This window comes from Streptomyces sp. NPDC006309 (assembly GCF_040613095.1).
Taxonomy (GTDB): Bacteria; Actinomycetota; Actinomycetes; order Streptomycetales; family Streptomycetaceae; genus Streptomyces.
On sequence record NZ_JBEXRO010000001.1, the window covers coordinates 99751 to 118290 of the forward strand.

At 75.6% G+C, this 18540-nt stretch carries 13 protein-coding genes; 9 read left to right on the forward strand and 4 right to left on the reverse strand.

Translation table 11 applies throughout. From position 1 onward, the window contains the following. The first annotated feature begins 17 nt into the window (after positions 1 to 17). From ABZ117_RS00485 to ABZ117_RS00495, 3 genes are all read left to right on the forward strand, one after another. Positions 18 to 2972, forward strand: coding sequence for a beta-galactosidase (locus ABZ117_RS00485; protein WP_356816153.1), 2955 nt, complete (start codon positions 18 to 20; stop codon positions 2970 to 2972). A gap of 113 nt (positions 2973 to 3085) precedes the next feature. Further along, on the forward strand, positions 3086 to 3742 hold the full coding sequence (locus ABZ117_RS00490; RefSeq protein WP_356816154.1) for a toxin-antitoxin system, toxin component family protein: 657 nt from the start codon (positions 3086 to 3088) through the stop codon (positions 3740 to 3742). Further along, positions 3739 to 4986: an MAB_1171c family putative transporter gene (locus ABZ117_RS00495; protein ID WP_356816155.1), complete on the forward strand. Its 1248-nt coding sequence runs from the start codon at positions 3739 to 3741 to the stop codon at positions 4984 to 4986. Before ABZ117_RS00490 ends, ABZ117_RS00495 begins: the two co-directional genes overlap by 4 nt. Before the next feature lie 59 nt (positions 4987 to 5045). On the opposite strand, the gene ABZ117_RS00500 is transcribed toward ABZ117_RS00495, so the two are convergent. Continuing rightward, positions 5046 to 5891, reverse strand: coding sequence for an SMP-30/gluconolactonase/LRE family protein (locus ABZ117_RS00500; protein WP_356816156.1), 846 nt, complete (start codon positions 5889 to 5891; stop codon positions 5046 to 5048). Further along, a complete protein-coding gene (locus tag ABZ117_RS00505) occupies positions 5888 to 6661 on the reverse strand; it encodes an IclR family transcriptional regulator (RefSeq protein ID WP_356816157.1) in 774 nt (257 codons plus the stop codon). The genes ABZ117_RS00500 and ABZ117_RS00505 overlap by 4 nt, the downstream gene beginning before the upstream one ends. Before the next feature lie 156 nt (positions 6662 to 6817). Between ABZ117_RS00505 and ABZ117_RS00510 the strand changes: the two genes are divergently transcribed. Further along, a complete protein-coding gene (locus ABZ117_RS00510; RefSeq protein ID WP_356816158.1) occupies positions 6818 to 7375 on the forward strand; it encodes a hypothetical protein in 558 nt (185 codons plus the stop codon). 9 nt (positions 7376 to 7384) lie between these two features. Here the strand turns inward: ABZ117_RS00510 and ABZ117_RS00515 are convergent, their stop codons facing one another. Continuing rightward, positions 7385 to 8260: a hypothetical protein gene (locus tag ABZ117_RS00515; RefSeq protein WP_356816159.1), complete on the reverse strand. Its 876-nt coding sequence runs from the start codon at positions 8258 to 8260 to the stop codon at positions 7385 to 7387. 142 nt (positions 8261 to 8402) lie between these two features. Here ABZ117_RS00515 and ABZ117_RS00520 point away from each other — a divergent pair, with 142 nt between their 5' ends. The 3 genes from ABZ117_RS00520 (at position 8403) to ABZ117_RS00530 (ending at position 12412) form a co-directional block, all read left to right on the forward strand. Beyond that, a complete protein-coding gene (locus ABZ117_RS00520; RefSeq protein ID WP_356816160.1) occupies positions 8403 to 9473 on the forward strand; it encodes a MerR family transcriptional regulator in 1071 nt (356 codons plus the stop codon). 88 nt (positions 9474 to 9561) lie between these two features. Continuing rightward, positions 9562 to 11007, forward strand: a complete 1446-nt coding sequence (locus ABZ117_RS00525; protein WP_356816161.1) for an acyl-CoA synthetase — start codon at positions 9562 to 9564, stop codon at positions 11005 to 11007. Continuing rightward, positions 11000 to 12412: a carboxyl transferase domain-containing protein gene (locus tag ABZ117_RS00530; RefSeq protein WP_356816162.1), complete on the forward strand. Its 1413-nt coding sequence runs from the start codon at positions 11000 to 11002 to the stop codon at positions 12410 to 12412. The genes ABZ117_RS00525 and ABZ117_RS00530 overlap by 8 nt, the downstream gene beginning before the upstream one ends. On the opposite strand, the gene ABZ117_RS00535 is transcribed toward ABZ117_RS00530, so the two are convergent. Continuing rightward, positions 12348 to 16070: a S8 family serine peptidase gene (locus ABZ117_RS00535; RefSeq protein WP_356816163.1), complete on the reverse strand. Its 3723-nt coding sequence runs from the start codon at positions 16068 to 16070 to the stop codon at positions 12348 to 12350. The genes ABZ117_RS00530 and ABZ117_RS00535 overlap by 65 nt on opposite strands. 224 nt (positions 16071 to 16294) lie before the next feature. Here ABZ117_RS00535 and ABZ117_RS00540 point away from each other — a divergent pair, with 224 nt between their 5' ends. Both ABZ117_RS00540 and ABZ117_RS00545 read left to right on the forward strand, forming a co-directional pair. Next, positions 16295 to 16726, forward strand: coding sequence for a CU044_2847 family protein (locus tag ABZ117_RS00540; RefSeq protein WP_356816164.1), 432 nt, complete (start codon positions 16295 to 16297; stop codon positions 16724 to 16726). After that, entirely contained in the window at positions 16726 to 18501 is a 1776-nt protein-coding gene (locus ABZ117_RS00545; protein WP_356816165.1) for a trypsin-like peptidase domain-containing protein, read from the forward strand. Before ABZ117_RS00540 ends, ABZ117_RS00545 begins: the two co-directional genes overlap by 1 nt. Positions 18502 to 18540 lie beyond the last annotated feature (39 nt).

Below are 18540 nucleotides of genomic sequence, written 5' to 3' on the forward strand. Positions count from 1 at the left end.
GCCCGGGAGGATCCACCTTGGCGCTCAGCAGACGTACCTTCAGTGCCCTGACCGGCTCGGCCGCGCTCGGTCTCGCCATGGGCGGCAGCGGCGGCCCGGGGGCGCCCTCGGCGTACGCGGGCGCCGGTGTGCCGACCGGCCCGGCGCCGGCTCCGCCGAGCGCGGACGGTGCCCGGCACACCGTCGGCTACGACCGCCACTCCCTGCTCGTGGACGGGCGGCGGCTGGTGGTGTGGTCCGGGGAGATGCATCCGTTCCGGCTGCCCAGCCCCTCCCTGTGGCGGGACGTGCTCCAGAAGATGCGGGCCCACGGCTTCAACGCCGTGAGCATCTACGTGGCCTGGAACTACCACTCCCCCGCACCGGGCCGGTACGACTTCACCGGCGTCCGGGACCTCGGCCTGTTCCTGCGGACGGCCGCCGAGACCGGGCTGTACGTCATCCTGCGGCCCGGCCCGTACATCAACGCCGAGGTCGACGGCGGCGGCTTCCCCGGCTGGCTGACGGCGGCGAAGGGCAGGGCGCGCACCGACGACCCGGCCTATCTCGCGCACGTCGACGAGTGGCTGACCCGGGTGAACCGGATCGTGCGCGAGCACCTGTTCACGCGGGGCACGGGGACGGTCCTGCTGTACCAGATCGAGAACGAGTACGACGCCCATGTGAGCGAGGCCGCCGGCCGGAACTACATGGCCCACCTGTACCGGAAGGTGCGGGCCGACGGGATCGACGTACCGCTGTTCCACAACGACAAGGGACGCAACGGGTACTGGGTGCCCGGGTCGTTCGACACCGGCGGGGAGCGGGGCGGCTGGCTGTACGGGTTCGACGGGTACCCCTCGCCCGACCGGACCCCGCCGGACTGGGGGCACTACGGGCCCGGCGGGCCGAAGGGCGGGGCCACGGCGTCGCCGTCCACGCCCGGGTTCGTGCCCGAGTTCGGGGGCGGCTGGTTCGACCCGTGGGGCGGGTCCTGGTTCGACGGCAAGGGGTACGCCGAGTCGCGGCGCACCCGGGACGCGGCCTACGAGCGCCGCTTCTACCTGACCAACCTCGCCAACGGGCTCACCCTCCACAACGTGTACATGACGTTCGGCGGCACGTCGTGGGGCTGGCTGCCGGCCCCCGTCGTCTACACGTCGTACGACTACGGTGCCGCCATCGACGAGGCCCGCAACGTCACCGGCAAGATCGCCCCGCTGCACCAGCTGGGGCACCTGCTGCAACGCGTGCCCGCCTTCGCCAGGCTGGACCGGGCGGCCGACGTGCGGGCCGAGGGCCTGAAGGTCTACCACCTCACCAACCAGGACACCGGCACCCACGTGTACGTCGCCCGCAACGACGGCACCGACGACGTCACCACCGACCTGCCGACCGACGCCGGCCGGCTGCGGATCACCGTGCCCGGCAAGGACGCCAAGCTGCTCACCACCGGGCTGCCGCTGGGCGCGCGGACCCTGGAGTACGCCACCGTCGCGCCCATGCTGTGCCTGACGGCGGGCCGCCAGGACATCGCCGTGTTCGCGGGCCGGCGCGGCGAGATGGCCGAACTGGTGCTGAGGTGCCCGGCCGAGCCGTACGTGCAGCGGCTGGACCCGGAGGCCGCCTGGGTCTACGACCGGGACCGGCTCCACGTGAGCGCACCGCTCGGCCGGGGCGGCCTGATCCGGGTGCTGGTGCGCAAGGGAGAGACCGGCACCCCGCTGCTGCTGCTCTTCGCCGACGACGCCACCGCCGTCCGCCTCTTCCCGTACGACACCCCGTCCGGAACGCTGCTCGTGTACGGCCCGGCCCTGCTGCGCCACGCCGAGGTGCGCGGCTCCGAGGTCCATCTGACGGGTGACATCAGCGAGGCGGCCGGCCTGGAGGTGTGGGGTCCGCGCGGCATCGACACCCTGGTGTGGAACGGGCGCCGGCAGGCCACCCGGGTCACCCTCTCCGGCAGCGTGATGACCACCGGCGAGCTGCCGGCCGTCCCCGAGGTCCGGCTGCCCGCGCTGGGCGGCTGGCGGATGCGCACGGAGAACCCGGAGGCGGGCCCGGGCTTCGACGACTCGACGTGGCGGGCCGCGGACAGGACGTCGTCGTACAGCACCACGGCCGTCCCGGCCGGGCAGCCGGTGCTGTTCGCCGACGACTACGGCTTCCACTACGGAGACGTCTGGTACCGGGGCACCCTCACCGGCACCACCGGTGTCGAGGCGGTCTCGCTCGCCTACAGCAGCGGCACCCAGGGCCTGCTGATGGCCTGGCTGGACGGCGAACCGCTCGGCACCCACCGCATGCCCGTGCCCGACAAGGAGACGACGATCCGCAAGGGCACCTGGACGGACACGGCGGTCTTCCCGGTGCGCGAGCGGCTGCGCTCCCCGGGCCGGCACGTGCTGTCCGTCCTCGTCCGGCGCATGCAGCACGACCAGGACGGCAAGTCCCTCGACACGCACAAGGCGGCACGCGGGCTGACGGCCGTCACCTTCGAGGGCGCGTCCCCGAAGGTGCGCTGGCGCATCCAGGGCGAGGGCGCTCCCGACCCGGTGCGCGGGCCGATGAACAACGGCGGTCTGTACGGGGAGCGGGAGGGCTGGCACCTGCCCGGCTTCCGGGACCGGGACTGGGAGGAGGTCAGCTTCCCGCGCGCCGTGCGACGGCAGGGCGTCACCTGGTACCGGACCGCCTTCCGGCTGTCGGTGCCGGCCGACGTCGACGCCTCGGTGGGGCTGACCCTGGAGGACGACCCGTACCGCGCCTACCGCGCGCAGATCTTCCTCAACGGCTGGAACCTGGGCCAGTACATCAACAACGTGGGCCCGCAGCACACCTTCGTCCTGCCCAACGGCATCCTGCGCACCCGGGGCACCAACACGCTCGCGCTGGCGGTCCTCTCGGAGTTCACCACGCTGTCGGGGCCGGGGTCGGTGCGCCTGACCCTGCTGGGCGCGGCGGCGGGCGGAGTGCCGGTCACGCCCGTCTGACCACACTCCGGAACAGATCGTTCCGCGCGGCACGGCGGTCGCCGGATCGCATGACGCGGACACGCCCGGACGCGTACGCTCGGACCGGCCGGACACCGCGGGAAGGGAGACCGATGAGCTTCGGCGGCGCGCGAGAAGGAGCCGCACGCCTGGCCGCCCGCCTGCGGCGCCCCCGTCCGCGCTCCGCGATGCGCTCCCTGGCCCGGGACCTCGCCACCGCCGTCCGCGCCCGGCCACGGCAGCCCGACGGCGTACGCGAACTGTGCCTGGCGCTGTGCGAGGAGATGGGCGCGCTGCGCGGCGGACGGCCGGTGGAGGTGCGCTTCGAACGGTTCCCGGACGAGATCGAAGTGACCGGACTGTGGGTGGAGTTCACCGACTTCGACCTGGTCATCGTGGAGGAACGCGCCGAAGCGGTGCAGCAACTGGTCATCCTCGGCCACGAACTGTGGCACCTGCACGCCGGACACCGCCACCAGCACCTGACCGGGGCCGCCGCCCGCGCCCTCGCCGGCACCCCCGGCTGGCGGGAGACGGCCCTCACGGTGGCCGCCCGCAACGGCTCCCGGGAGGCCGACGAGGCCGAGGCCGACGAGTTCGGGCACCGGCTGGCCACCCTGTTCCGGGACCGTCTCTCCCGCGCCCGCGACCTCCCCCTCGACCCCGTCCAGCGTTCCCTCGGCTACCGCGGACGGGAACGGGCGGGTGAGCGCGAAGGGCGCGCCCCACAGGCGGACCGCGCGACGGGAACAGGTGGAGCCACGCGGTGACCCGGCTGGCGCTGGATCCCTCGGGACTCCTCGGCGAGTTCTACATCTCCTTCCGGATCCCCACCGCCGTGCTCACCGCCGCCCTGGTGATCAAGCTGCCCTCGATCATCCGGTTATGGCGGGACCCGCTGCTGCGCGCGGTCGGCGGGCTGCTGCTGCTCGCCTGCGCGGTGTTCGTGTTCTGCACGCCCTCCACCATCGCCGGGGTGAACCGGCTGACCGGCGTGCCCAACGTCTCGGCGCCGTGGTGCTACTCGCTGATCACCGCGTTCTGCGGGTCCTGCCTGCTGCTCATCATCACCTGGCGCAACGGCCTGTCGGACCGCTCGGCCGCCACCCGCCGCGCGACGCGCTGGGTGATCACGGTGTACTCCGGGGTGATCGCCGCCCTGTGGACGCTGTTCCTGCTCGCCGACGCCCCCGAGGAACGGCTGCGGGACCTCGACACCTACTACGCCACGACGCCGTTCATGCGCGAGGAGATCCTGCTCTACCTCCTCGCGCACTGCGCCGCCTGCCTGATCACGTCCCGCCTCGTCTGGAACTGGGTGCGCGCCGAGGGCCTGGACGCCTGGCTGCGGTGGGGCCTGAAACTGCTGGGCGCCGGCTACGTCCTCAACCTGATCTTCGACGCGGCCAAGCTGACCGCCGTCACCGCCCGCTGGTGCGGCCGTGACCTGGACTGGCTCAGCACGGACCTGGCCCCGCCGGTCGCCGCGCTGTCCGCCATCGTCATCGCGGCCGGCTTCATCCTGCCGCACGCCGGGCAGTACCTGCGCGACCGCTGGCGGATCCGGCTCGCCCACCGTGAACTGCGGCCCCTGTACCGGCTGATGCGCGCCGCGAGCGGCGACGGGGTGCCGTTCGTGCTGCGCGCCACCCCCGAACTCCGGCTCACCCGGCGGGAGACGTTCATCCGGGACGTGCTGCTGCCGCTGGCCCGGCACCTCGACACCGGCCTGGGCAGACGGTCCTACGACGCCGCCCTCGGGCTCGGCCATCCCCCGGAGCGGGCCCGGGCGCTGGCCGCCGCGGTGAGCATCCTCGACGCCGTCGGCGCCGGGGCCGGTACGCCGGCACCGCCCGGACCGGCCACCGGGCCCGACACCACCGGTCTGCTCCAGGAGATCGGGGCCGTCTCCCGCGCCCTCCGCCGTCCCGGCGACATCGAGGCGGTCCGCGCCCGTGCCACCGCCACCGCCCCCGCCACCGCCCCCGCGAAGAGCGTCGCCGCCCACGAGTGAGGGACGCCCCGCCCGGATCATCCGCGTCCTGCCCGGCGGACCCGCCGCCGGGCGCGGGCTCAGCCCGTGAACGCCGGCTGGGGCAGGCCCCGGCCCGCGTCCGGGATCACCAGGAGCGAGCCGGACAGGGGGTGCGGCGCCGGCAGCCCCGTACGGGCCGTCGTGATGTACAGGTCGGTCAGCGCGGGGCCGCCGAACGCGCAGGCCGTCGTGCGCGGCGCGGGCACCCGGATCACCCGGTCGAGCACCCCGTCGGGCGTGTACCGGCGCACCGCGCCGCCGTCCCACAGCGCCACCCACACACAGCCCTCCGCGTCGACCGTGAGGCCGTCCGGGTAGCCCGCGCCCTCCTCGATCTCCACGAGGGGGCGGCGGTCGTGCACACCGTCCGCGTCGTGGTCGAAGACGTCCACGCGGCGGGTCGGGGTGTCGACGTAGTACATGAGGCTGCCGTCGGGACTCCAGCCGGTGCCGTTGCTGACGGTGACGTCGGCGAGGACCGTGCGCACCGTCCCGTCCCCGGTCAGCCGGGACAGGGTGCCGCCGCCCGTCGCCTCGTCGTAGCGCATCGTGCCCGCCCACAGCGAGCCGTCGGGTGCCACCGCGGCGTCGTTCGCGCGGCGGCCCGCGACCGGCTCGTGGTGCAGCCAGCGGAAGGTGTCGTCGGCGTCCAGCAGGCCCACGCCGTCCCGCAGGTTCAGCACCAGGCCGCCGCCCGCCCGGGGCTTGGCCGCGCCGACGTGCTGTTCCGTCGTACGGACCGTGCGCCGGCCGGTCACCGGGTCGTACGTGTGCACCCGCATGCCCAGGATGTCGAGCCAGATCAGCCGGCCCGTCGCCGGGTCCCAGGTCGGGCCCTCGCCGAGCGCCGCTCCGGCCCGCACCGCCACCTCGTACGCCGTCATGCCGCGCTCCGGTGGCCCAGGCGCTCCGACAGCTCCGCCGCGCCCTTCACGGCGAGCTGCTCCAGCTCGGACCGGCGCTCCTCGCTCCAGCGGATCATGGGCACGGAGATGGAGAGGGCGGCCACGACCTGGCCGGTGCGGTCGCGGACCGGCGCGGCCACGCAGGAGACGTCCGGGTTGGACTCGCGGTTCTCCACCGCGAGCCCGCGCCGCCGGATCTCCGCCAGGACCTCGCGCAGGGCGGCCGGCCGCGTGATGCTGTTCGGGGTCATCGCGGCCAGCTCGGTGCCGTCGGGGATCCGCGCGGCCAGCTCCGGCTCCGGCAGGGAGGCCAGCAGCATCTTGCCCACGGAGGTGCAGTGGGCGGGCAGGCGGCGGCCGGCGGCGGAGACCATGCGGACCGCGTGCGTGGAGTCGACCTTGGCGATGTAGATGACGTCGGTGCCCTCGAGGATGGCGACGTGGACCGTCTCGTCACAGGTCTCGGCGACGGAGCGGGCCACCTGCTGGCCCTCGGCGGCGAGATCGAGCTGTTCGGCGTAGCGGCTGCCGAGCTGGTACGGGCGTACGCCGAGCCGGTACCGTCCGGGCTGTCCGGGCAGCGGCACGATGTACGAGCGCGCGGCGAGCGTGGTGACCAGCTCGTGCACGGTGGTGCGCGGCAGCTGGAGCCGGCGCACGATGTCGGGGGCGGAGAGTGTCCCGTCCCCGTCGAGGAACAGCTCCAGAATGTCGAGAGCCCGGGTCACGGCAGGCACGAGGCGTCCCACGTCCGGCCCCCTCCCTTTGGGTCTAGGCGCCTGCGGGCGACATCCCGACGTTCGAGATATCAACAGACGATCGGCATGACGAACACAGGCTAGTCAGGGAAGGGGGTGCGGGCAATGGCCGGGAGCGGACGGAACGGACCGGGCACCATGGATGCCATGCGACTCGACTTCCAGCTGGTGCTGCTGCGCCGGATGGCCGACCACAACCCCGGCCTCGTCGAGGAGGCCCGCCGCGAACTGGGCGCCTCCCTCGCTCAGATGAGGGAGACGAACAAGCGCTGGCAGGCCATGGTCCGCTCGCCGCGGTCCCGGGGCGCCGCCGCGCGCTACCGCTCCGTCCTCGGCCCACCCGCGCGCGTGCTCCCGCGCCGTCTCGGCGACGTCGACTGCGAGGCCCGGCAGTGGGCCCTCCCGCTCTGGCCCGGCCTGCGCTTCGAGGTCCTCGTCGGGCCCGACGGCGGAGTCTGGAACGAGTGGCTGGTGCGGGCGCCGGACGCCCCCGCCCCGGACCTGCGCGCCCTGGAGGACCTGACGCCCTGGTCGTGCACGGTGGACGAGGCGGCCCGCGCGTTCGCCCCCGCCCGCCCGCTGGAGGGCACCGCCCCGACCCGCTGGGGGCTGGCGTTCACCGCCCCCGACCGGGCGGGCACCCGGCACGAGGTGGTCGCCGAGTTCACCTGGGGCCTGCTCCAGCGCACGGCGGTCGTCACCTGAGCCGCGCGGCTAACCGGCGCCGGCCGCCGTCAGGATCGCCGCCGTCACGTGCTCCAGCGAGCCCGGGTGGAGCCACAGGAAGAGGTTGGGTTCCACCAGCTCCAGTTCCATCAGGCGGGGTGCGCCGTCCTCCCCGTCCACCAGGTCCACGCGCGCGTACAGCAGCGCGGCGCCGCCGGGTACGGCCGCCAGCGCCCTTTCGGCGACGGCGAGTTCGGCGGCTGTGGGCCGCCAGGGCTCCAGGCCGGGATGGGCGACCTTGTCGGCGTCGTACGGGGTGCCCAGGGACAGCACGGCCCCCTTGCGGCTGGCGTGCAGCAGCCGGCCGCCGAAGAACTGGAGCGCCCGCTCGCCGGTGGCGTCGATGCCCGGCATGTAGGGCTGCACCATCGCCGTGAGGCCCTCGGTGTGCATCCGCGCGAGCTGCCGGAGCGCCGTGTCGTGTTCGGCGGGCGTGTAACGGGCGGCGAACCGGGCGCCGGCGCCCGACGTCGGCTTGATGACGAAGTCGTGGCCGGCGGGCAGGCCGGCCGGCTCGCCCGGCGCCGCGTAGCGGGTGGGCACGGTGGGCACGCCGGCCGCCGCCAGCTCCCCGAGGTAGCGCTTGTCGGTGTTCCAGCGCACCACGGACGCCGGGTTGGCCAGCCGGGTCAGCGCGCCGGCCCGCTCCACCCACGCGGTGAACTCCTCGGCCCGCCAGCTGTAGTCCCAGGTGGAACGGATGACGACGAGGTCGTAGCCGGCCCAGTCCACCGCCGGGTCGTCCCAGTACGGGGCGTCCGCCCGCGCCCCGGCGTCCCTCAACGCCCGTACCAGCAGCGGCAGGTCGGCGTCCCTGCTCGGCACGGCTCCGGGGTCGTACGTGGCCAGGGCGATGCGGGGCACGGCGGGCTCCCTGTCGTACGTCGGTTCGATGGGCGGGCGCTGCGAGGCTAACAAGCACCACGCGCGAGCGGCACCTCGTTTGACCTTCCCCCTCGGGGAAGCCCCAGCATCGGTGGCGGACGACGAGAGATACGGGGTGCGCGTGGAACTTCTGACGATCGGTGCCTTCGCGAAGGCGAGCCGGCTCTCCCCCAAGGCCCTGCGGCTCTACGACGAGCTGCGGCTGCTGCGGCCCGCCCGGGTCGACCCGGACACCGGCTACCGGTACTACGCCACGGCGCAGCTGGAGCGGGCCCGGCTGGTGGCCTGGCTGCGCCGGCTGGGCATGCCGCTCGCCGGGATCCGGGCGGTGTGCGCCCTGGACCCGGCGGACGCGGCCCGGGAGATCCGGGCGTACTGGGCGCGTGTCGAGGCGGAGACGGCCGTACGGCGGGACCTCGCCGCGTTCCTCGTCGACCAGCTGACCGGCGAACCGGAAAGGGCACCCACCACCATGATGGAACTGCGCTACCACGCTCACTCCGACCGCGGACACGTCCGCCCGGCCAACCAGGACTCCGTGTACGCGGGCCGCGGACTGCTCGCCGTCGCCGACGGGTTCGGGCCGGCGGGGGCGCCCGCGAGCAGCGCCGCCGTGGCCGCGCTGAAACGCCTGGCGGACCGCGGGGAACCGGCCGCGGGCGGTGTGCTGGACCTGCTGGAGGACGCCGTGCGCGATGCGAGCGAGGCCGTACGGGACCTGGCGGAGGGCGACGGGGAGAACGGCACCACGCTGACCGCGCTGCTGTGGACGGGGTCGAAGCTCGCGCTCGTGCACATCGGGGACTCGCGGGCGTATGTGCTGCGGGACGGGGAGCTGTTCCGCATCACCCATGACCACAGCGTGGTGCAGTCGCTGGTCGACGAGGGCCGGCTGACCCCTGAGGAGGCCGGCAGCCATCCCCAGCGCGCTCTCCTGCTGAAGGCCCTGGGCGGCGGCCTGACCCCGGCACCGGACCTGCGGCTGCACGACGCCCGGCCCGGCGACCGGTATCTGCTCTGCTCCGACGGCCTGACCGGGGTCGTACCCGACGAGCGGGTCCGGGAGCTGCTAGCGGCCGCCCCCGGCCCGGACGCGGCGGTCCACCGGCTGATCGCCGCGGCCGACGCGGCCGGCGGCCTGGACAACGTCAGCTGTGTGGTCGCCGATGTGGTGGACACCTCACCGGTCTGAGGGCGGTCGTGGGCCGGGGGTGTCTGGTGTAGGAAGGGTGCTGTCGTCCCCGGCGGTCGACAGTGCCGACTGTGAAGGAGTGCGCCAGGTGTCCTCTCTCTTCCCCGCTCTGACGGACGGTCCGGGCGGGCGGGCCGCCCTGCGGTTCGGCCCGCGGACCCTGACGTACGGCGGACTCGCGGGCGCCGCCGGCGCGCTCGCCGGCCGGCTGCGGGGCACCGGACGGGTCGCCGTGTGGGCCACCCCCGAGCTGGAGACGGCCGTCGCCGTGACCGGCGCGCTGCTGGCCGGGGTGGCCGCGGTGCCGCTGAACCCCAGGTCGGGCGAGAAGGAGCTGGCGCACATCGTGTCCGACAGCGCGCCGTCGCTGGTCCTCGCCGCGCCCGGGGCTCAACTGCCTCCCCTCCTGGCCGCGTTGCCCAGGATCGACGTCGACGCCTGCGCCACCGGCACCGTTCCCGGGGAGGAGGCCGCGGACGGTGACCCGGCGCTGGTCGTCTACACCTCCGGCACCACCGGCCCGCCCAAGGGCGCGGTGCTGCCCCGCCGGGCCCTGGCCACCACGCTGGACGCGCTCGCCGACGCCTGGCAGTGGACCGCGGACGACGTCCTGGTGCACGCGCTTCCCCTGTTCCATGTGCACGGGCTGGTGCTGGGCGTCCTGGGCCCGCTGCGGCGCGGCGGCGCGGTGCGGCACCTGGGGCGGTTCTCCCCCGAGGGCGTCGCCCGGGAGCTGAACGACGGCGCGACCATGGTGTTCGGGGTGCCGACGATGTACCACCGCATCGCCGAGGCCCTGCCGGACGACCCCGGGCTGGCGGAGGCGCTCGGGCGGGCCCGGCTGCTCGTCTCGGGGTCGGCGGCGCTGCCCGTGCACGACCACGAGCGGATCGCCGCCGCCACCGGGCGCCGGGTGATCGAGCGGTACGGCATGACCGAGACGCTGATGAACACCAGTGTCCGCGCCGACGGGGAGGCCCGGGCGGGCACGGTCGGGGTGCCGCTGCCGGGCGTGGAGCTGCGGCTGGTGGAGGAGGACGGCTCGCAGATCACCGCGTACGACGGGGAGAGCGTCGGCGAGATCCAGGTGCGCGGGCCCCACCTGTTCACGGAGTACCTGAACCGGCCCGACGCCACCGCCGCCGCGTACACCGCCGACGGCTGGTTCCGCACCGGCGACATGGCCGTGCGCGAGCCCGACGGCTACGTCCGCATCGTGGGGCGCAAGGCCACCGACCTCATCAAGAGCGGCGGCTACAAGATCGGGGCGGGTGAGATCGAGAACGCGCTGCTGGAGCATCCGGGGGTGCGGGAGGCGGCGGTCACCGGGGAACCCGACGCCGACCTGGGCGAGCGGATCGTGGCCTGGATCGTGCCCGCGGAGCCGGGGACCCCGCCGGGCGCCGAGGAACTGGCGGACCACGTGGCCCGGCGGCTGGCCCCGCACAAGCGTCCCCGGGTCGTCCGCTACCTGGAGCAGCTCCCCCGCAACGACATGGGGAAGATCCTGAAGCGGGCGCTGACCGGTGCCTGACCGGCGGCTCCCGGCGCGGGAGGTGCTGGCGCTGGTCACGGACGCCGGCAGCTTCCGTGACCTTCCCGCGCCGCCGGCGGAGTCCCGGCCGGACGGTCCGCTCGGCTGGCGCGGCTACGACGCCTCGCGCGCCCGCGCCGCCGAGCGCACCGGTGAGCGGGAGTCGGCCGTCTGCGGCACCGCGAGCGTCGCGGGCACCCCGGCCGTGCTGATCGCCTTCGAGTTCGGCTTCCTGGGCGGCTCGCTCGGCGAACGCACCGGGGACCGGCTGGAGGCGGCGTACACCTACGCCCGCGCGCACCGGCTGCCCGTCGTGCCGCTCGTCGCGACCGGCGGCAGCCGGATGCAGGAGGGCATGCTCGCGCTGACCCAGCTCCAGCGGGTCGCCCGTCAGTCCGCGCTCACCAGGGAGGCCGGTCTGCCGCAGATCGCCGTCCTGCGGGATCCGACGACCGGCGGCGGCTGGGCCACGCTGGGCGCGGGCGCGGACGTCGTCCTGGCCCTGTCCGGCGCCCAGGTCGGCTTCGCCGGCTCCCGCGTCCGCCCCCCGGACGCCGACCCGGCGGCCTACACGGCCGAGGCGCAGGTGGCGGCGGGCTCGGCGGACGCGGTGGTGGAGCCGGCCGAGGTCCGCGCGGTGCTGGGCCGGTGGCTGCGGCTGCTGACGCGCGGGACGCCCGTGGACGGCGGGCCGGTCGTGGCCGCGGACGTGCCGGCCGCCCTCGGCGCCGCCGGGCTGCCCGGCACCGGCTGGGAGGCCGTCCGGCGGGCCCGTTCGCCGCACCGGCCGCGCTGCCGGGCCTACCTGGACGCCTACTTCACCCACCGGGCCGGCATCAGCGGCGACCGGTGCGGCGGCACGGACACCGACGGCATGCTGTGCGGGTTCGGCGAGCGGGACGGCCGTACCGTCGCGTACGCGGCGCAGACCGGGGCGGCGACCCGCCCCGCCGGGTACCGCACCGCCGCCCGGCTGATCCGGCTGGCGGACCGGCTGGGGATCCCGGTGCTGACCCTGGTGGACACCCCGGGCGCCGCCAACGACGCGGAGGCGGAGCGGCAGGGCGCCGGCCCGGCGATCGCCGAGGTGTTCGGCGCGGTGGCCGCCGCCCGGGTGCCGGTCACCGCCCTCGTCATCGGCGAGGGCGGCTCCGGCGGGGCCCTGGCGCTGGCGGCGCCCGGCAACACCTGGGCCACACCCGACAGTTACTTCTCGGTGATCGCCCCGGAACTCGCCGCGGCGATCCTCAAACGCGGGCCCGGGGAGGTGGAGGCGACCGCGGGGCAGCTGCGGCTGCGCCCGCAGGACCTGGTGGAGCAGGGGGTGGTCCGGGGCATCGTCACGCACGAGGGGCATCAGGAGCACCCGGGCGGGGCCGCCCGCGGGGGACGGCCCCGCCCGTAGGCCGGCGCACCGCCGCCGCCCGGACGATTCTCTGGGTCACCGAGCCGCCCCGGTCGTCGTGCGCCGAGACCCGCAGGGAGACGTCGGTCGCGGTGCGCGGCACCGCCAGGGTGCCCTGCCAGGAGGCGTCCCGGCCCGTCAGGGGCACCGGCCGCCAGGTCCGGCCCGCGTCGTACGACACCTCCAGCCGGCCACCGCCGAGCGTGCCGGTGCCCTGGGCGTCCGCCACGTACTCCGCGCGCAGCGTGACCGGGGTCCGCCGCCCGCCGGGCACGGTCCCGGCGAGGCCGGTGCCGAGGCGGCAGGCGAGGTTGATCAGCGGCAGGGCGGTCCAGTGGTCCTCCGGAGTGGCCGCCGAACGGAAGGTCCACTCGCTGTGGCCCCGGGTGGCGAGCGGCCAGCGGCCGGCGTCCAGGGCGGTGTCGGTGACGACCGTGTAGGTGTGCTCGCCGGCGGGCGCGTCCTCCACGTGGACGGCGGAGCCGGTGCGCCGGTCGGCCAGGGCGCCGTCCACGCGGACGGCGGTGGTCTGCGTCATCCCGCTGCTCCCGCTCCACACGTCCCCGGAGCCGGTGTGGTCGGGCCCGGAGTCGCCCCAGCCGGGGGTGTCCAGCCGGATCCGGTTCCCGGCGCGTTCCTGGCCCCCGCCGAGCGCTGTGCCCAGCCACGGATGCCACACGGGAGCGAACCAGTCCAGTTCCGGCCGGGTGCCGCCGGTGTAGCGGACGGGGCCGCCGCGTTCCGCCAGGGCGCCGTCGGCGGCCGTGACGGTCTCCTGCCAGCGCTGCCCGGGGCCGGTGGAGACGTAGTCGGTGCGCTCGGCGGGCAGGGCGACGCTCTCCTGGAAGCCGAGTGCGACCGGGAAGGCGCCGGTGAGCGAGTACCGGAACTCGTCGCCGTTCCGCGGCCCGGCGGCGTGGAACCGGACGCGTACGGCGGCCAGTTCACGGTGGCCGGGCGCGTAGGTGAGGTCCCGGTCCGGGATCGCGCCCCGGTGGCCCTGCGCGAGGTCGTAGACGTACGGCGGGTCGGGCGTGCCGGTCATGTCGACGCGGCCCGCCGCCCGCAGACGTGCCGCGTCCGCCCGGTTCAGCGTGGCGATCGTCAGCGGCCGGTCGGTGTTGTCGTCGGTGCCCCACCAGGCCGTCAGCCGGCCGGGGGCGTCGTCCGTGACGAACAGGGCCCGGGCGCCGGCGTCCTCGGCGGCGCGGGCGAGCGCGGCCGGATCGGTGCCGTCGGCGAGACGGGCGAGGACCGCCTTGCCGGACACCCCGGTGACGGGTCCGTCGCCCACGTCCACCAGGGGCAGTCTCGTGCGGCCCGCGGCGAGGGTGCCGCCCGGCTGGACGGTCGCCTCGCTGACGCCCCTGACCGCCAGCCGGGGCGCGGCCAGCCGCCACACCGTCCGGTACTCGAAGGTGCCCCGGGTGACCCGGGGCGTGGGCGCGGCGAGGACGCTGTCGTAGGTGAGGGGCACCTGTACGGCGCCGGACAGGTCGGCGCCGCCGGCCCGGCGGTCGTACTCCATGACGAGCTGGCGGGTCTCGGTGCGCCGGTCCACCCGTGCCGTCACCTCCCGCAGCAGGCGCCCGTCCAGGGTGACGTCGCGGTCCCGGTCGAGGACGGTCTCGGGGGCCGTGAGGAAGCCGAGGCCGAGGGAGTCCGGGCCGTGGCCGCCGCGCACGTCGAGGAAGGAGGCGAGGGCGTAGACGCCGGGCGGCAGGCGCAGTGCGAGCGTGCCGGAGTCGTCCACCCGGGCCTGCCGGGCGTCCTCGCCCGCGGCGAGCCGCTGGACGGTGAGGTCGGCGGGGGCGGGCGCTCCCGCGCGGTCCGCGACGTGCACGGTGAGCGTGTACCGCTCCTCCTTGACCAGCCCGACCACGGTGTGCGCGACCGTGGCGCCGGACCCGTCCACGGCCACCACCTGCCCGCTGGTCGCACCGGCCGGTGCCCGGGAGGCGTCGCCGGTGACGGTGGTGGAGGCGGTGCCGTGCGCGGGCACGGTGAGGGTGTCGTCGGCGAGGGTCACGACCCCGTCCGGGACACCCCGTACCGACAGTCTCAACTCGGCCGGGCTGTCGGACGTGTCGGTGTAGGTGAGGGTCCGGGTGACCGGCTCGTCGGCGCCGGCCGGCCGGCTGTGGAAGCCGAGGTCGGCGCTGCCGGTCGCGGTGACCGTCGCCCGCACCGCGTCCGGCACGCTCACCCGTCCGGCGCCCAGCACGTAGGCGGAGGCGTCCAGTTGCCGCGCGCCGGACATCAGCGCGTCCTTCAGTCGGGCGCCGCCGAAACCGGGATGCTCCTCGGCGAGCAGGGCGGCGGCGCCCGCGACCTGCGGGGCCGCCATGGACGTACCGCTCATGGCCGTGTAGTAGCCGTCGCCGGGCGCGAGGTGGGAGCGGGCGGCCAGGACGCCGACGCCGGGGGCGGCGAGGTCGGGCTTCAGGGCGTTGTCGCCGGAGCGCGGGCCGGCGGAGGTGAAGGGGGCCGCCCGGTCAGCGGCGTCGACCGCGCCGACGGTGAGGGCGGCGTCGGCGGCGCCGGGCGAGCCGATGGAGGACGGGGCACCGGTGTTGCCCGCGGCGACGACGAACAGCGCGCCGGTCTCCCGGGACAGGGTGTCGAGCGCCCGGGCCATGGGATCGGTGCCGTCGCTCGCCTCCGCCGTGCCCAGGCTCATGGAGACGATCCGGGCCCGCACGTCCCGCGCGGCCCACTCCATGCCGGCGATGATCTGGGACTCGCTGCCCGAACCCTGGTCGCCGAGCACCTTGCCGACGGCGAGCGTCGCACCCGGTGCCACGCCCCGCTCCCGGCCGCCGGAGGCGGCGCCGCTGCCGCCGACGGTGGAGGTGACGTGGGTGCCGTGCCCGTTGCGGTCGAGAACGTCCTGCCCGTCGACGAAACTCCTCGTCCGACCCACCCGGCCGGCGAGGTCGGGGTGGCTCAGGTCGGCGCCGGTGTCCAGGACGGCGACGGTGACCCCCTTCCCCGTGAGGCCCGCGTCCCAGGCCGCGCGGGTGCCGATCTGGGCGTTGGTCTCGACCAGGCCGGCCGTCACCCGCCCGTCGAGCCACACCCGGTCGATGCCGGACGAAGCGGTGAACGACCGCCAGAAGGTGCGCCCCCGCCCGGCCTCGACGGCCGCCCCGCGCACACTGGCCAGCGTGCGGATCCGCTCGGCGCCGGCCGGGACCACGGCGCGCGCGGTCCTGCGGTACGCCAGGATCAGCGGCAGGCCGCCGGGCCCGGCGTCCGTGAGCCCCTGCCGGATGAGCGCGCTCACGTCGAACAGCCGCCGGTCCAGCGTCCCGGCCCGCAGATACGGCAGCGCCTCGTCCGGTACGACGGTCAGGTCCCCGTCGCTCGTCCGCGTCCGTACGGCACCGGTGGCCCCGGGCGGGCGCCGCACGGTGACCGTCCGCCTGCCGTGCCCGAGGCCGGTGACGGTCACCCGGTCGCCGGTGACGAGGGTGACGGTCCGGGCGGCGGCCGTCGTGCGCGGGACCGGCGGCGCACCCCTCACGGCGGCGGGCGCCGTCACGGTCACCGTCGGTGCCGCCGTCGCTGTCGCCGTCGCCGGTGCCGCCGGTGACAGCGTCAGCACGAGCCCGGCCGCCAGCAGCCACGCCCCGCCTCTGACTGGTTCTCCGCCCATCAACGCCCTCTTCCGCGTCCGCGTGCGAGTCGGCTGCTGTGCAGAGTGCCGGGCGGGGGGCGTCAGAGGAAGGCCGGCCGGAGCGGGCGGGCCGGCGCGAAGGCGGGTTCTCGCCAACCTCGGCCGGCGCCCCGCCGCGCGCCGTCAACGGTGTGACACCCGAAGCACCGTCCGTAACATGGGAGTTCTCAGCGGTCAGGTACGACGGGGGAGCGAGCGGCGCCATGGACGGGCTGATGGAGTTCACGACCGAGGACGGCGCGCGGGTGATGGTGGAGGACGTGGTCACCCGGTCGGGTGCCCGCCTCGTCTCGCGCGGCGACGGGCCGGCGCAGGCGGCGCGGACCTTCGAGGGCGCCCTGGAGGGCGTACGGGCGGCGGCCTCGGCCGCGCTGCGGGTCTTCCGGGACGGCAGTCTGCGCCCCGACGCGGTGGAGATCGAGTTCGGTGTGCGGCTGTCCGCGGAGGCCGGTGCCGTCATCGCGAAGGGGACCACGGAGGGCCACCTGGTGGTCAAGCTCAGCTGGTCCCCCGGACAGCAGCCGGAACGGACGGCGCCCGAGGAGCGGGCTCGGCCCGCGGAGCCCGCGGAGCCTGCGCCGGAGCGGAGCGTGCCGGGCCAGGCCGCGCCGGTCCCGGAGGCCGCCGACCGGTGATGAGCAGTGCTGCCTGGCACGCCCGGATCGCCTGCGGCCACGAGGTGGGGGCAGGCTTCCTGATCACCGGCCGCCGGGTCCTCACGTGTGCCCACGTGGTCGCGGGCAGCGGCACGGCGGCGGTGACCGTCTCCTTCCCGCACGCCCGGGAGCTGGGCGAGCTGTCCGCCTCGGTGGTCGCCCACGGCGGCTGGGCGGGTGACGTCGCCGACCCCGGTGACGTGGCCGTACTCGAACTGGAGCGGGACGTCCCGCTCGCGCCGGCCGGCTTCGCACCGCCCGACGCCGCGTACACGGAGCCGTACCCCAAGCTGATCGCGTACGGCTTCCCCGAGGGCTACGACGAGGGCACCCTCGCCGAGTACCAGGCCGTCTCCGGGCAGCTGATCGCCGGGGAGTGGCTGGAACTGGTGGCATGGCACGGGCACGGGCAGCCGCTCGTGGCCGGATTCAGCGGGGCGGCGGCGACCCTGCCGGACGGGAGGGTCGCCGGCATGGTCACCGCGGCCCTGGACGCGCCGGCCGTGCGCAAGGGCCGGATGCTGCCGCTGGACGTGATGGCCCGGTACTGGCCCGAACTGGGCGAGCTGGTGCCCACCCCCGGCCACCGGGACGACGCCCGCCGGCGGCTGTACGCCCTGCTGCGGCGGGCCACGGGCACCGGCCGCGCGGACGACCCGGGCGCCGGCCGCGGCTGCGATCCGAACCGGCTGTACGTGGACGCGGTGGGCGGTTTCGGGCCGCCCCTGCCCACGGGCGGCTTCCCGTCCCTGTGGGCGGCCGCCGCGTATGTGCAGTGGGAGGTACCGGATCCGGAGGCGGTGAACCGGTTCGCCACCCGCCTCGGGGAACTGCTGGACCAGGCCCCGGCTCCCCCGACCCCTCCGGCTCCTTCGGCTCCTTCGGCTCCTTCGGCGACGGTCACTGCCGCGGCTGCGGTGTCGTCGGCCTGGGCCCCGGTCGTCGTCGAGATCGAGCACAGCGGCGCCGGCCCCGACCAGGTCACCGTGGAGGTGTCCGCGTACCGCGACGGACAGCGCCGCCCGGTGGGCGCGGGCCGGCTGCCGCGGACCGGTGTGCGGGCCTACGTCCAGCGCCGCATCGACGAGGCCGTCGCCCAGCTCGCCCCGGACGCCGACGAGCTGGTGACGTTCGTCCTGCCGCGCGAGTGGCTCAACGAGGCGGTGGCGCACTGGGAGTGCGGCGCGGAGGACAGCACGCCCCTCGGGTGCGCCTATCCCCTCGTGGTGACCGACCGCGCACGCCACCACAGTGGCCGGCTGCGCCACCAGCTGCGCAAGAAGTGGCAGAAGCTGGACTCCGCCGGCCGGGGGGTCGAGGTGCACCGGGTGGAGTGCGGCACCGCGGAGCGCCCGCCGAGCCTGCGCAAACGGCTGTGGGACGGCGACGCCGGACTGGCGGGCTACGCCTCCCCGCCCGCGGCGGCACGCGGGCACTTCGAGGTGGGACTCAATGTGCCCGTCCCCGTCCTGCTGTGGTCCCGGAGCGGCTGTCCCCGCGCCACGCACACGGACCCGCACTGCCCGGGGCACGCGGAACCGCCCTGCCCGGGCAGCGCGTTCCTCGACCAGCTGGCCGTGTCGGTCGCCGAGGTCCCGCCCGCCGAACTCCCCCGCCACATCCTGTCACTGCGGCTGGCCGCGGACGCCGCCGACGATCCGGACCTGCACTGGGCGAGAGACCTCCAGCTGCTCTGGGACGACCCGCGCTGCTTCCCCGAGACCACCGCGAGCCTGCACTCCCCCGTCGCCTGACCGACCGCACCACCGACCGCGCCCCCCACGGAAAAGAAG

Coding starts and splice junctions, on each gene's coding strand:
- ABZ117_RS00535 (WP_356816163.1), bottom strand. CDS start 16,070: ATGGGCGGAGAACCAGTCAGAGGCGGGGCGTGGCTGCTGGCGGCCGGG.
- ABZ117_RS00510 (WP_356816158.1), top strand. CDS start 6,818: ATGCGACTCGACTTCCAGCTGGTGCTGCTGCGCCGGATGGCCGACCAC.
- ABZ117_RS00490 (WP_356816154.1), top strand. CDS start 3,086: ATGAGCTTCGGCGGCGCGCGAGAAGGAGCCGCACGCCTGGCCGCCCGC.
- ABZ117_RS00540 (WP_356816164.1), top strand. CDS start 16,295: ATGGACGGGCTGATGGAGTTCACGACCGAGGACGGCGCGCGGGTGATG.
- ABZ117_RS00500 (WP_356816156.1), bottom strand. CDS start 5,891: ATGACGGCGTACGAGGTGGCGGTGCGGGCCGGAGCGGCGCTCGGCGAG.
- ABZ117_RS00545 (WP_356816165.1), top strand. CDS start 16,726: ATGAGCAGTGCTGCCTGGCACGCCCGGATCGCCTGCGGCCACGAGGTG.